Source organism: Mesorhizobium sp. B2-4-1, assembly GCF_006442185.1.
Classification (GTDB): Bacteria; Pseudomonadota; Alphaproteobacteria; order Rhizobiales; family Rhizobiaceae; genus Mesorhizobium.
In genome coordinates this window covers 366,171-378,827 of the sequence record NZ_VFVN01000004.1, presented here as the reverse complement: position 1 = coordinate 378,827, position 12,657 = coordinate 366,171, and the positions used below count along the sequence as shown (strand labels likewise).

The window sequence follows — 12,657 nt, the reverse complement described above, 5'->3', positions numbered from 1 at the left end:
CTACACCGCGACTTCCTGGGCCGCCCATTTGCGCAGGATCTGCGCTGTGCGCTCCTCGTTGAGGTCGACCATGCGGGCAAGCCGCTCCTGCGGCGCGGGCCTGATCTTCTGGCGCAGGTCGTCGAGCGGCGTGGAACCGGCGCGCACGCCCGGCAACGCGCCGACGGCCGAGCCGGCTTCGGCGGAAGCCGTGCCCTCCGGCGTCGGCAGCGAGCGCTGGACCTCGTCGAAATTGGGACCCGCTATGGCCGGCGTCGCCTTTGCTGTCAGGGCCGCCGCCATCGGGCGCAGGCCGAAGAAGGCCACCAGGAACACCACGACGATGAAGGCGCCGGCATTGATCAGCGTGCCGGCATGCTGGCCGACGGAATCGAGCATTCCGGCTTGCGGGACCGCCTCGCCGTCGAGCCCGTCGATGAACTCGACCGCCGAGACGTCGATGACATCGCCGCGCTTGTCGTCGAAGCCGGTGGCAGAGGTCACCATCTTCTGGATGTCGGCGACGCGCTTGGCGATCTGTTCGGGCGTGGCGTCCTTGCCCAGGATCGCCTTCAGCCGATCCTGGTTGACGACCACGGCGATAGACATCTTGGTGACGCTGTAGCCGTTGGAGACGGTGGCGATCTTCTTGGAGTTGATCTCGTAGTTGGTGATCTCTTCCCTGCGGTCGTTCTGCGAGGAGGATTGCGGACCCTCGGTGGCGGTCGTCTGCGTCTCGGGCAGGTTCTGCTCGACGCTGGCCGGGGTGGAGGCCTGCTTCTGGTTGTTGTTCTCGTTGGCGCGCACCGACTGCACCGAACGCTCGACGCGCGACTCCGGATCGAAGATCGTCTCCTCGGTTTGGCGGGTATCGGTGTTGACGTCGGCCTTGACGCTGGCGCGGAAATTGTCCGGGCCAAGATACGGGGTGAGGGCGCGCCGGATGTTGTCACCGATCTGCGCCTCGACGGTCTGCTCGACGCCCAGCGTGCGGGCGGCACTTGTGTTGGAGGGATCGTCTCCCGCCGCCAGCAGATTGCCGTTGGAATCGAGCACCGTCACCTTGTCGGCCGACAGGCCGGGAACGGCGGCGGCGACGAGATGGCGGATCGACATGGCGCTTTTCTCGGCGTCGATGCCGGCGTAGCGGATGACGACCGACGCGGAGGGCTGCTGCTCGTCGCGGCGGAAATTGGCACGCTCGGACATAACGATATGGACGCGCGCAGCCTTGACGCCCGCGATCGACTGGATGGTGCGCGATATTTCGCCCTCCAGCGCGCGCACACGCGTGATCTGCTGCATGAAGGAGGTCAGGCCGAGCGAGCCGACATTGTCGAACAGTTCATAGCCGGCATTGGCGCTGGTCGGCAGGCCCTTTTCGGCAAGCAGCATGCGGGCCTGCGCGGTGGTGCCGGCCGGGACCAGGACCGAGGTTCCGTCGGAGCCGACGTCGAAGCCGATGCCGGCCTCGCCCAGCACGAGGCCGATCTGGTTCACGTCGGCGCGGTCGAGCCCGACATAGAGCGTGTCGTAGGCCGGACGGTTGAGATAGACGGAAGCGACACCGATGACGCTCATCACCAATGCGGCGATGCCCGCCAGCATGGCCAGGCGCTTCACGCCAAACCCGCGGAGATTCGCGATGATGCTCTGGATCTGTTCCGGCACGGTCGACTACTCCCAGCATGACTGTCCGCTGGAACACTAGCCCTCGAAGCTTGTGCGAAAATGAAATCGGGCCGCGCTCGGCGCGCGGCCCGTCAACCTTGAGGTGAAGACGTCGAGTGGGCGGTCAGCTCTTGAACAGCGACAGGATCGACTGCGAGGAACTGTTGGCGATCGACAGCGACTGGATGCCGAGCTGCTGCTGCACCTGGAGCGCCTGAAGGCGGGTCGATTCCTTGTTCATGTCGGCATCGACGAGCTGGCCGACACCGCGGTCGATGGAGTCCATCAGGCTCTGCGTGAAGGTCTTCTGCAGGTCGATGCTGCTCTTGGCCGAACCGAGGATGGTGGCGGAATCGGTCAGCTGGCTCATGACGTTGTCGATCTTGGTGATCATCTGGGTGATGATGTCGTCGGTCACGCCCGCCGCCGTGATGTCGAGATTGTAGGCGGAAATATTGTCGACCTTGGCAACCGCCCCCGCCGCGGTCTGGCCGGCGGTGTTGGCTGCGATATCCGTTGATCCACCCGCGATCGATGCCGCATAGGCGGTGTCATACAGGGTCTGCGCGGCCGCGGTCGAATAGACCGATGTCTTGCGGTCGAGAATGCCCTGGTTCTTGACCTCGCCGGCGAGACCGGAATCGAAAAGCTTGGTGCTCTCGACATCGATGTCAATCGTCCCGAGTTGGACGGCGCCGGACGAGGTGCGGTTGAACGAGGACACGATCTTGGAGTCGGGCTGGACGCCGTCATTGGCGGCCGACACCTGCTTGGAGATCACCGACAGGAAATTCGAACCGGAGAAGGTGGCGGCGTCGGCAAAGGATTTCATCTGCGCCTGAAGCGCCGTGATTTCGGTCTGCGTCTTTGCCTTGGCGGCATCCGTCTGGCCGACGGTCGAAAGCAGCTTGGTTTTGATCTTGCCGATCGTGTCCAGCACATTGTTCATGCCTGTATAGGCGGTGTCGACCTTCGAGGCGCCGAGGCCGAGCGCATCCTGCACGGTCGAGAGCGCCTGGTTGTCGGAGCGCATGGTGGTGGCGATCGACCAGTAGGCGGCGTTGTCGGAGGCTTCGGAGACGCGATAGCCCGTCGAGACGCGGGCCTGTGTCTGCTCGAGCGACTTGTTGGTGGCGTTGAGGCTTTGAAGTGCAGTCAACGCCGCAGCGTTCGTCATGATGCTCGCCAAGAAACTCGCTCCTTCTCTAAGCCGGCATGCCCACAGGCCTGGTCGGCCTGCCCATCGGCTGCGATCGTGCCGGTCGGGCCGATTCGACAACCTGTCGTAAGCTATTGGTTAACCATAGCTAGCGCGATATGGTTAACGCCCTGTTAAAAGTCAGCTTTCGACAGTTAAGGAACGAGGATTGCGCGGGGCTGGAGCAAACGCAATCGGGCCGCGCTTTTGGCGCGGCCCGATATCTTGGTGCTGTTCGTGGATGGTGAAGGCGATCAGCCGCGGAAGAGCGACAGGATCGACTGCGACGAACCGTTGGCGATCGACAGCGCCTGGATGCCGAGCTGCTGCTGAACCTGCAGGGCCTGGAGGCGGGTCGATTCCTTGTTCATGTCGGCATCGACGAGCTGGCCAACGCCGCGGTCGATGGAGTCCATCAGGCTCTGCGTGAACGTCTTCTGCAGGTCGATGCTGCTCTTGGCGGCGCCGAGCGTGGTGGCGGCGTTCGTCATGTCCTTGAGCGCGGCGTCGACGACGTTCATCATCCCCGAGATCTGGTCGTCGCTGAAGCCCTTGCCCGTTGCGGAGTCGAAGATCTTCAGGCTGGCGACCGAATAGGTGTCGCCGGCCGCAACGGTAGCACCAGCAGCCGGAGTAGCCGCCGTGGCGGTGACGCTGCCGTCGGTGCCCAGACGCGCGGCGTCGAGGATGCCCTTCGCGGTGCCGGCCGTGGTACCCGCCTCGTACAGCTTGGTGCTTTCCACGTTGACGTCGATCGTCGAGATCGATACCGCGCCGGAAGCGTCACGGTTGAAGGCCGAAACGATCTTGATGTCCGCCACGGACGTGCCCGTGCCGCTGTCCACGGACAGCATGTTGGTGCCGGAGAAGCTGGCGCCGTCGGCATAGGCCTTCAGCTGCTTCTGAAGGGCGGCGATTTCGGTCTGGGTCTTTTCCTTGTCGGCATCCGTCTGGCCGTAAGAGGCGGTCAGCTTGGTCTTGATCTGGTTGATGGTGTCGATCGCGCTGTTCATGCCGGTGTAAGCGGTATCGACCTTCGAGGCGCCGAGGCCGAGCGCGTCCGAAACGGTCGACATCTGCTGGTTGTCGGAACGCATCGTGGTGGCGATCGACCAGTAAGCGGCGTTGTCCGAAGCCTGGGAAACGCGATAGCCCGTCGAGATGCGGGCCTGGGTGGTTTCGAGGTTCTTGTTGGTGGCGTTCAAGCTCTGCAGCGCGGTCAGCGCCGAGGCATTGGTCATGATACTGGCCATGTCTACTCGTACCTTACTTTTTACAGGTGTTTTTTGACATACCGGATTGGCCGGTATGACGGAGCGGCATCATGCCAATGATCTGTCTGAGACCCGATCACCCGCCATCTGCGGGGAATATGGCGGCAAGTCCCTACCAAAGGACTAAACCGGACGGTTAATCGAAAAATATTGTCGAAAAAAACGGGAGGGCGCGGTTCGGCGCCGGGCGCGATCAGTTGAAGGAGCGCACCAGGCTGCCGACAAGCAGGTTCCAGCCGTCGATCAGCACGAAGAACAGGATCTTGAACGGCAGCGACACCACCGTCGGCGGCAGCATCATCATGCCCATCGCCATGGTGATGGTGGCGACGATCAGGTCGATGACCAGGAACGGCAGCACGATCAGGAAGCCGATCTCGAAGCCGCGCCTGATCTCGGAGATCATGAAGGCGGGCACCAGGATGCGCAGGTCGACGGTTTCCTTCGCAACGGTCTGGCCGCGTTCGCGCGCGAGGTCGGCGAACAGGTCGAAGTCCTTGTCGCGCACATTGTGCAGCATGAAGGTGCGGAAGGGATCGGAAATCTTCTCGAAAGCGTCGGTTTGGCTGATCTGGTTGTCCATCAGCGGCTTGACGCCGGTATTCCAGGCCTGGTCGAAGGTCGGCGCCATGACATAGAAGGTCATGAACAGCGACAGCGAAATGAGGATAAGGTTCGCCGGCGTCGACTGCAGGCCGATGCCGGCGCGCAGGATCGAGAAGGCGATGACGAAACGGGTGAAGCTTGTCACCATGATCAGCAGGCCCGGCGCCACCGAAAGCACGGTGAGCAGGCCGAACATCTGGATGATGTAGCCAACGGTGGTGCCGTCGGCCTTGCCGATGCCGCCGAGGTCCAGTTGCTGGGCCGTCGCGATCGATGTGGCGGCGCCGAGCAGCGCCGCGGCAAGAAGAAATTTCTTCATTCGAGCAGCAACGTCCTGATGAGTACCTGCTTGGCATGCCCCTGGCTGCGGATCGAGGCGCGCTCCTCGATATCGGCCTTCAGGTGCTGATAGCCGCTGGCGCCTTCTATCTGGTGCATCTTCAGGGTGCGCACGAAGGCCAGAAGATCCTGATGGATCTCATCCGACATTGCCGGCGGCTGCGGCGCGTCGTAGACCACCGACACTTCCATCCTGATCCAGGTCTCGGCGGGCGAGGCGATGTTGGTGGTGATCGGCGCCAGCGCGACGAGTGACGGTCCCGTGCCGGGCTCTTGCGCGTCGGCGGGCTTGGGTACCTTGCCCTCGTTTTCCGGCGCGACGGGTACCGATGCCGGTGCCCCCACACCCTTGAGATAGCCGCCGGACAGCCAGCCCATGCCGATGGCGGCGGCCGTCACCAGGAGCAGCATGGCGCCCTGGACGGCAAGGGAAGGACCCTTGCGAGACGGAACCTGTTCGACGCTGGCCACGGTGCTGCGGTCTCCAATGCCCTAGAACGGAAGAACCTGGTCGAGGATCTGCTGGCCGTAGGCCGGCTGCTGGACCTCGCTGACGCGGCCGCGGCCGCCATAGGAGATGCGCGCCTCGGCGATGCGTTCGTAGGAGATGGTGTTCTCCGCGCCGATATCCGACGGGCGCACCATGCCGGCGATGGTGAGCACCCTGAGCTCATAATTGACACGCACTTCCTGCGAGCCCCTGATCATCAAATTGCCATTGGGCAGGACTTCGGTGACGACGGCAGCAACGTTGAGCTCCAGGTTCTCCGAGCGCTTGATCTCGCCGTCCGCATTGGTTTCGGTGCTGGAGCTCAGGCCGGCGTCGCCCTTGCCGCTCGTGCTCTTGTCTTCCCATCCGAGCGTGACGTCGTAACCCAGCTTGCGCGAGGCGGTGCGGCTCCTGTCGTTCTGGTTCTTGAAGTTGGCCTTGTCGTTGAGCTTGATCCTGACGGTGAGAATGTCGCCTTCGCGCAACGCCCTGGGATCGGTGAACAGCCGGCTCTGGCGATCGTCCCACAGCGAGAATTTCTTGACCGGCGCCGCAGGCGGCTCGGGATAGCTGTAGGGCGAAGCTCCTTCATTGCCGATGCCGGAACCGACCGGCGACAGGGAAGGCTCCCTGCCGATCTCCTTGAGATTGGTGCCGCAGCCGGACAAAGCTGCGACCGCGCACAGGATAAGCGTTCTGCGGATCATGACGGATCTACCCTTCGGGCTGCGCTGGCCATGATGCCGGTGAGCGTCGCCGCCGCCTTCTGGTCCATTTCGTTGAGGATGACGCCGGCCTTGCGCGAATCCAGCTTCATCAGGATGGCCGCGGCTAGATCGGCATTGACAATGGCCAGGCGCTCGGCCGCCGCGTCGGGCTTCATGCCGGCATAGATCTTGACGACGCTGTCCTCGGCCCGGGCCAGGAACACCTCGCGCCGCTTCAGCCAGGTCTCGTATTCGGCCCGCTTTTCGTCCAGTGCCTTCATGCGTTGGTCGATGCCGGCCTGGAGCTGTTTCAACTCCTCCGCCTGCAACACGTAGCGGCGGTCGCGGGCGGCGTCGGCTATGTTGGAGCAGAAGCGCTCGATCTCGCTTTGGTCGGGAGCCTTCTCCCGGGCCAACAGCTGCGGCGCGGGTGCGGGCGGCGCCCCCGGCAGGACCTGGCGGACGGCTTCCTCGGCATGCACGCCGCTGGAAAAGGCCGCCAGAGCGCAGGCCGCGAACAGGATCGCGGCGGGGCGGCGTCCTTGATGGAATGAGAGGGAGGAGATCATCGGCATCGCCTATTGGAGAACCAGGTCGGCCTGCAGGGCGCCGGCCGACTTGATGCCTTGCAGGATGGCAATGATGCCGTCGGGCTTCACGCCGAGGCGGTTGAGACCGGAAACAAGGGTTTGCAGGTCGGGGCCGTCGAGCACGGCGACGCGTGCGTCGGGCCGGCTGGCGTCGATGGCGGTAAACGGCTCGACGGCGGTTTCGCCCTTGGAGAAGGGTTCGGGCTGCACGACGCGTGGTGCTTCGGTGATGCGCACCGTCAGCGTGCCGTGGCTGATGGCCACGCGCGAGATCTTGACGTCGTTGCCGATGACTATGGTGCCGGTGCGCTCATCGATGACGACGCGGGCCGGCGTATCGGATTCGACCACCAGGTTCTCGATCTCAGCGTAGAAGCGGGCCGCCGAGACGCTTTTCGGCCGTCTGATCTGCACGGTGCGGGAATCGCGCTCGGCCGCCACGCGCATGCCGAAGCGCTGGCTGGTGTAGTCATTGATCGCGTCGGCGATGCGAATGGCGGTCGAGAAATCGGGATTGCGCAGCTGCAGCGTCAGTATCGGCTGGTCATCGAACTCGGCCTTCACGGCACGCTCGATGATGGCGCCGTTCGGCACGCGGCCCGCGGTCGGGACGCCTTGCGTCAACTGCTCGGCCTGGCCCTGGGCGGTGAAGCCCGAAACGATGACCGCGCCCTGGCCGACGGCATAGATCTCACCGTCCGCCGCCTTCAGCGGCGTCATGATCAGCGTGCCGCCTGCGAGCGAGGTGGCGTCGCCCATCGAAGAAACGTCGATGTCGATGCGCGCGCCCGACTGCACGTAGGGCGGCATGTTGGCGGTGACGATGACGGCGGCGACGTTCTTGGCGCGCGCTCTGCCGCCTTCGGTGGCGATGCCGAGATTCTCCAGCATGGCGCGGATCGACTGTTCGGTGAACGGCGAGTTGCGCAAGCTGTCGCCTGATCCGGCGAGGCCGATGACCAAGCCGTAGCCGACGAGCTGGTTGTCGCGCGAACTCTGCAGCTGCGCGACGTCCTTGATGCGCGAGGCGACCTGGCCTGGCGGCAGCGAGCTTGGCCCGGGCGAGACGCGGAACATGCGCGTGGTGGTGGCCGGATCATATTCAGGATCGTCATAGACGCCGCCATTCCTGGCGGCGAGTTCGCGCTTGGCCTTGGGCGTGAGGCCGTCGGCCAAGGCAGGCTGCAGGCCGAGCGTGGCCGCAAGCAGAAGAGCAAGCGGACGCATCATGAAGCGCTGACCTGGATGGTTCCGTCAGCCATCACCGTGCCGGAGAGAATTTTCCCGCTGTCGCTGTTGCGAACCTTGATGAGATCGCCGGCCGAGCCTGGCTGCAAGGTCACGGCGGTGGCCGATATCGTCAATCCGCCGGCGATGAAGAAGACCTGCACGGCTGCGCCCTGCTCGACCAGCCAGGCGTCGCGAATGGCGGCGGCGGGGATGTAGCGGCCGGGCAGCAGCGTGCGCTTGGCGATCTTGCCCTGGAGTTCCTCGGCAAGGGTCGCCACCGCGTCGGGCTTGTGCTTGCCGGGGATGAGAGTCACCTGCTTGAGGGCCGCGAGCTCGATGGTCTCGCCGGGATAAATGACCCGGTTTGGGATCAGCACGACCTCGCCGGCAGGCTGGCTGCTGGCGATCTGCGTTGCCGACCGGTTGGCCGCATCCTGCGCGAAAGCCGGCATGCCGCCGGTCACCAGCGCAAGGACGAGCGCCGTGCGGCGGAACGCGGAGCAGGAGACCGGACCGGCCATTGTCGTTACCTGATGTTCTTGGAGACGACCGAGGCCATGTCGTCGGCGGCCTGGATGACCTTGGAATTCATCTCATAAGCGCGCTGCGCCGAGATCAGTTCGGTGATTTCCTTGACCGGGTCGACGTTGGAGGCCTCGAGATAGCCTTGCTGGATGGTGGCGAAGCCTGGATCGCCGGGCACGCCGGCATTGGCCGGGCCGGAAGCGGTCGTTTCCTGGAACAGATTGTCGCCGAGCGGCGCCAGTCCGGCTTCGTTGGCGAAGTTGACGATCTGGAGCTGGCCGAGATTCTGCAGGTCGGTCTGGCCGTCGATGCGGGCGAAGACCTGGCCCGTCTTGTTGACGATGACCTCGACGGCGTCGACCGGGACGTTGATCGCTGGAATGATGCTGGCGCCGTCCACCGTCACCAACTGGCCTGTGGCGTTGGTGTTGAAGGCGCCGGCGCGGGTGTAGAGCGTGCCGCCATCGGCGCCTTCGATCTGGAACCAGCCCCTGCCGGTGAGCGCCATGTCGAAACTGTTGCCGGTGCTGGTCAGTTCGCCCTGGGTGTGGACGTTGCGCACGGCGGTGGTCTTGACGCCGAGGCCGATCGAGACGCCCTCCGGCACCAGCGAAGCGTTGGAGCGGTTGGGCACGCCTTGCGTGCGGTCGACCTGGTAGAGCAGGTCGGAGAATTCGGCCCGCGCCCGCTTGTAGCCGGTGGTGTTGATGTTGGCGATATTGTTGGCGATGACTTCCAGATTGGTCTGCTGGGCGTTCATGCCGGTGGCGGCGATGGCGAGTGCTTTCATGGCCGAACTCCTCAGATGCCCATGCGGCTGACTTCGAGATAGGCCGAGACCACCTTGTCGCGGATGGCGACGGCGGTCTGCAGCGCCTGCTGGGCGCTCATCACGGCATCGACGACCTGACGGGTGTCGGCGTCGCCCTTAAGCGCCTGGACCGAGACCTGCTCGGCGTTCTGCAACGTGTTGACGGTCTTTGTGGCCGCCTGGCTCAGCGCCTCGGCGAAGGAGGTGCCGAGGTTGCCTGCGGTCGCGGGCGCAACGCCGCCCTGAAGCAGCTCAGTCGCCGTGTCGCCAAGTCCAGGCTTCAGGTTTAGCGCGCCGATGCCGTTCACGATCATTGGTTCCTCATCAGGTCGATGGTCATTGAAATGAGATCGCGCGCCTGCTTCACGACTTGCAGGTTAGCCTCGTAGGAGCGGTTGGCCTCGGTCATGTCGGCCATTTCGATCAGCACGTTGACGTTGGGCATCTTGACGTAGCCCTTGTCGTCGGCGGCCTCGTTGCCGGGCTGGAATTCCACGGGAAAATCGCTGGGATCGCGGTCGATCGAGTTCACTTCGACCGTTGAGCTGCCAGTGGTCCGGTCGAGCTCCGAGACGAAGCTGATGGTCTTGCGGCGATAGGGGTCGGAGCCGGGGGTGGTGCCGGTCGACTGGGCATTGGCGAGGTTTTCGGAAACCACGCGCAGCCGCTCCGACTGGGCGCCGAGGCCGGAGGCTGCTACTTTGAGGGCTGCTGTGAGCGCGTCCATGGTCAGCTCTTCACCGCCATCATCATCATCGAATGGAATGCCTTGACGATTGCCGTGTTGAGCTCGAAGGAGCGGCGCACCTCACCGGCCTTGAGAAGCTGGTCCTCGAGCACGACGGTGTTTTTGGACGGCATGACGACGCCGTCGTCTTCCTGTGGCTTGATCGCGAAACCGGCATTGGTCGCGGCGCTGCCGAGGTGTCCGGCCTGTGTCGTCTGCAACGACACCGCCGCGCGGTCGAGCACCTTTTCGAACGGCTCGACATCGTTTGCCGTATAGCCCGGCGTGTTGGCGTTGGCGATGTTGCCGGCGACCGCCGACTGACGCACGGCCAGCCATTGCGCCTGCTTGGCGGCGAGATCGAAAAGAGAAACGGGCTCCATGGGAATCTCCGGGCGTGTGCCCAAAGACTAGGCCGCCAGTCTTGCGCGGACCTTGCGGGCGGACGCAACCGGCAAGCGCGGCGAACTTATCTGGAAAGCTCGATCACCTGGTTGGCGCTGGTGACCATCACCCATTTGCCGTTGCGTTGCTCGATCGACGACACCTTGTTGGAATCCGGCAGTATCGAGCCGCGCTGGACCATCCACAGCCCGGTGTCGTCCTCGATCATGGCGCGGCCATTGGCGACGTGGACCATGCGGAATTTGGTGACGTCGGCCGGAAAGGGCTGGTCATCTGGCGCCGGGGCGGCGCTGGGATAGTCCTGCACGGTTCCGGTGGCAAGCAGGTCGATATTGGCATTCGGAACGTCCTTGGCCGTCAGCGTCGCGCTGCGCTCGGCAACCACGCCGCCGCCCTCGCGTCCAGAATTGGTGCCGGTGCCGCCGAACTTGATTGCCTGGACGCCGAACTGTTCCTGATTGAAGAAGATATACCAGGGAAACAGCGCGCAGATCAGGCCGAGCGTGATGCCGAGCGCGGCGATGACGAAATCGCTGCGCCGGCCGGCCTTCTTGCCCAGCCTGGGAAACGCGGCCTTGGGCGGCTGCGGCCATTGCGGCGCCGCGAAGAGCCCGTCGATGGCCGAGTTGCGGCTGGCTTCTATCTCTTCTTCGGCTTTCGCCTCCGCGATCATTTCGCGCAGGATGCGCTCGGTATGCTGGAGCTCAGTCCCCTGGTTCGGCATTCTGCTTTCCCTTGAGATGGCGGGCGAGATCGGAGAACGGATCAGCGGACGGGCGGTCCTTCGGCGATTGCATCAGCGCCTCGTAGATCAGGGGTACCTGGCGCACCGCCATGTCGAGTTCCACGTCGGCGCCGCCCTGGTAGGCGCCAAGCAGGCGGATGTCGCGCGTGTCCTCGAAGCGGGAGATCATCGACTTCAGCCGCGTCACCAGCGCGCGCTGCTCGACGCTCCAAGCCTTGCCGGCCAGGCGTGATACGGACGACAGCGGATTGACCGGCGGATAGCGGCCCTGTTCGGCGATCGCGCGGTCGAGCACGACATGGCCGTCAAGGATGCCGCGCACGGAATCGGCCACTGGATCGTTGTGGTCGTCGCCGTCGACCAGCACGGAAATGATCGCGGTGATCGATCCTTTCCCTTCCACTCCCGGCCCGGCGCGTTCGAGCAGCTTCGGCAGCTCGGTGAAAACCGAAGCGGGATAGCCGCGCGCGACCGGCGGCTCACCCGTTCCCGTCGCAACTTCGCGCAGGGCGTGGGCAAAGCGGGTGATCGAATCCAGCACCAGAAGCACGCGGTGGCCCTGGTCGCGAAAATGTTCGGCGACACGCATCGCAGTGTCCGGCGCGCGCCGGCGCATCATGGCGCTTTCGTCGCTGGTGGCGACGACGGCTACGGTCTTGGCCATGCTGTCGCCGATCGTGTCCTCGAGGAATTCGCGGACCTCGCGGCCGCGTTCGCCGATCAGCGCCACGACCACGGTGTCGAAGGCGTCTGCGCCGGCGAGCATGGCCAGCAGCGTCGACTTGCCGACACCGGAACCGGCAAAGACGCCCATGCGCTGGCCGAAACAGAGCGGCGTGAAAATGTCGATGATCTTGACCCCGGTCATGAAGGCGGTCCCGACGCGCTGGCGCGCCATGGCGCCCGGCGTTGCGGCGGCGGCCGACATGCCGTCGCCCCTGACCAATGGCGGACCGCCGTCGATCGCCCTTGTGAGCGCGTCGATCGTGCGGCCGCGCCACGAGGCATGCGGCGCCACCGCGAGCGGACCGCGACGGAAAACGGCGTCGCCTATGCCGGCATCGGCACTGCGTTCGAAGGGGGCCACGACAATCTCGTCGCGGCTGATCTTGACGATCTCGCCGCGGCGCGTGCCGGCATGGCCGCGCTGTTCGACAAGATCGCCCAGCCTGGCGAAATCCGAAAGGCCGCGCACCTTGTAATGCGTCGATGTGACTTCGGTGACGAGGCCGCCGCGTTTGAGCAGTCCCTCGGCATCGCTGAAGCGCCGCCATATCCGCTCCAGCGCGGCAAGCCGGTCTTCCGGCGTTGGCTGGGGCAGTCTTTCGGGTGCGCGCAGGGTTGGCTGGTCGAGCGACAT

General features: G+C 64.6%; 15 protein-coding genes. All 15 read right to left on the bottom strand.

Translation table 11 applies throughout. The annotated features are described in order from the left end of the window. The 15 genes from fliF to fliI all read right to left on the bottom strand — a co-directional run bounded on the left by fliF (position 1) and on the right by fliI (position 12,657). The gene (gene fliF / locus FJ949_RS13540) at positions 1–1,650 is read right to left on the bottom strand and encodes a flagellar basal-body MS-ring/collar protein FliF (RefSeq protein WP_140496223.1); all 1,650 of its coding nucleotides are present in this window, start codon (positions 1,648–1,650) and stop codon (positions 1–3) included. Positions 1,651–1,774: 124 nt separating this feature from the next. Continuing rightward, complete coding sequence (locus FJ949_RS13535) at positions 1,775–2,839, bottom strand: flagellin (protein WP_140496222.1); 1,065 nt, start codon at positions 2,837–2,839, stop codon at positions 1,775–1,777. Between the two features lie 263 nt (positions 2,840–3,102). Then, positions 3,103–4,101, bottom strand: coding sequence for a flagellin (locus FJ949_RS13530; RefSeq protein ID WP_140496221.1), 999 nt, complete (start codon positions 4,099–4,101; stop codon positions 3,103–3,105). Positions 4,102–4,315: 214 nt separating this feature from the next. Then, positions 4,316–5,047, bottom strand: a complete 732-nt coding sequence (gene fliP / locus FJ949_RS13525; RefSeq protein ID WP_140496220.1) for a flagellar type III secretion system pore protein FliP — start codon at positions 5,045–5,047, stop codon at positions 4,316–4,318. After that, positions 5,044–5,538, bottom strand: coding sequence for a flagellar basal body-associated FliL family protein (locus tag FJ949_RS13520; RefSeq protein ID WP_140496219.1), 495 nt, complete (start codon positions 5,536–5,538; stop codon positions 5,044–5,046). Before FJ949_RS13520 ends, fliP begins: the two co-directional genes overlap by 4 nt. 21 nt (positions 5,539–5,559) lie before the next feature. After that, entirely contained in the window at positions 5,560–6,264 is a 705-nt protein-coding gene (gene flgH / locus FJ949_RS13515; RefSeq protein WP_140496218.1) for a flagellar basal body L-ring protein FlgH, read from the bottom strand. Beyond that, positions 6,261–6,839: a MotE family protein gene (locus FJ949_RS13510; protein ID WP_181169624.1), complete on the bottom strand. Its 579-nt coding sequence runs from the start codon at positions 6,837–6,839 to the stop codon at positions 6,261–6,263. Before FJ949_RS13510 ends, flgH begins: the two co-directional genes overlap by 4 nt. 3 nt (positions 6,840–6,842) lie before the next feature. Continuing rightward, a complete protein-coding gene (locus FJ949_RS13505) occupies positions 6,843–8,084 on the bottom strand; it encodes a flagellar basal body P-ring protein FlgI (RefSeq protein WP_140496216.1) in 1,242 nt (413 codons plus the stop codon). Continuing rightward, entirely contained in the window at positions 8,081–8,605 is a 525-nt protein-coding gene (gene flgA / locus FJ949_RS13500; RefSeq protein ID WP_140496215.1) for a flagellar basal body P-ring formation chaperone FlgA, read from the bottom strand. Before flgA ends, FJ949_RS13505 begins: the two co-directional genes overlap by 4 nt. A 5-nt stretch (positions 8,606–8,610) precedes the next feature. After that, on the bottom strand, positions 8,611–9,399 hold the full coding sequence (gene flgG / locus FJ949_RS13495; protein WP_140496214.1) for a flagellar basal-body rod protein FlgG: 789 nt from the start codon (positions 9,397–9,399) through the stop codon (positions 8,611–8,613). 11 nt (positions 9,400–9,410) lie between these two features. Continuing rightward, positions 9,411–9,734: a flagellar hook-basal body complex protein FliE gene (locus tag FJ949_RS13490; RefSeq protein ID WP_181168599.1), complete on the bottom strand. Its 324-nt coding sequence runs from the start codon at positions 9,732–9,734 to the stop codon at positions 9,411–9,413. Next, the gene (gene flgC, locus FJ949_RS13485; RefSeq protein ID WP_140496213.1) at positions 9,731–10,147 is read right to left on the bottom strand and encodes a flagellar basal body rod protein FlgC; all 417 of its coding nucleotides are present in this window, start codon (positions 10,145–10,147) and stop codon (positions 9,731–9,733) included. Before flgC ends, FJ949_RS13490 begins: the two co-directional genes overlap by 4 nt. A gap of 2 nt (positions 10,148–10,149) precedes the next feature. Then, complete coding sequence (gene flgB / locus FJ949_RS13480; RefSeq protein WP_140496212.1) at positions 10,150–10,530, bottom strand: flagellar basal body rod protein FlgB; 381 nt, start codon at positions 10,528–10,530, stop codon at positions 10,150–10,152. 86 nt (positions 10,531–10,616) lie between these two features. Further along, positions 10,617–11,276 (bottom strand): hypothetical protein, encoded by a 660-nt coding sequence (locus tag FJ949_RS13475; protein WP_140496211.1) that lies wholly within the window; start codon positions 11,274–11,276, stop codon positions 10,617–10,619. After that, positions 11,257–12,657, bottom strand: coding sequence for a flagellar protein export ATPase FliI (gene fliI, locus FJ949_RS13470; protein WP_140496210.1), 1,401 nt, complete (start codon positions 12,655–12,657; stop codon positions 11,257–11,259). The genes FJ949_RS13475 and fliI overlap by 20 nt, the downstream gene beginning before the upstream one ends.

Coding starts and splice junctions, on each gene's coding strand:
- FJ949_RS13530 (WP_140496221.1), bottom strand. CDS start 4,101: ATGGCCAGTATCATGACCAATGCCTCGGCGCTGACCGCGCTGCAGAGC.
- fliP (WP_140496220.1), bottom strand. CDS start 5,047: ATGAAGAAATTTCTTCTTGCCGCGGCGCTGCTCGGCGCCGCCACATCG.
- flgH (WP_140496218.1), bottom strand. CDS start 6,264: ATGATCCGCAGAACGCTTATCCTGTGCGCGGTCGCAGCTTTGTCCGGC.
- FJ949_RS13510 (WP_181169624.1), bottom strand. CDS start 6,839: ATGCCGATGATCTCCTCCCTCTCATTCCATCAAGGACGCCGCCCCGCC.
- FJ949_RS13505 (WP_140496216.1), bottom strand. CDS start 8,084: ATGATGCGTCCGCTTGCTCTTCTGCTTGCGGCCACGCTCGGCCTGCAG.
- flgA (WP_140496215.1), bottom strand. CDS start 8,605: ATGGCCGGTCCGGTCTCCTGCTCCGCGTTCCGCCGCACGGCGCTCGTC.
- flgG (WP_140496214.1), bottom strand. CDS start 9,399: ATGAAAGCACTCGCCATCGCCGCCACCGGCATGAACGCCCAGCAGACC.
- FJ949_RS13490 (WP_181168599.1), bottom strand. CDS start 9,734: ATGATCGTGAACGGCATCGGCGCGCTAAACCTGAAGCCTGGACTTGGC.
- flgC (WP_140496213.1), bottom strand. CDS start 10,147: ATGGACGCGCTCACAGCAGCCCTCAAAGTAGCAGCCTCCGGCCTCGGC.
- flgB (WP_140496212.1), bottom strand. CDS start 10,530: ATGGAGCCCGTTTCTCTTTTCGATCTCGCCGCCAAGCAGGCGCAATGG.
- FJ949_RS13475 (WP_140496211.1), bottom strand. CDS start 11,276: ATGCCGAACCAGGGGACTGAGCTCCAGCATACCGAGCGCATCCTGCGC.
- fliI (WP_140496210.1), bottom strand. CDS start 12,657: ATGTCGCTCGACCAGCCAACCCTGCGCGCACCCGAAAGACTGCCCCAG.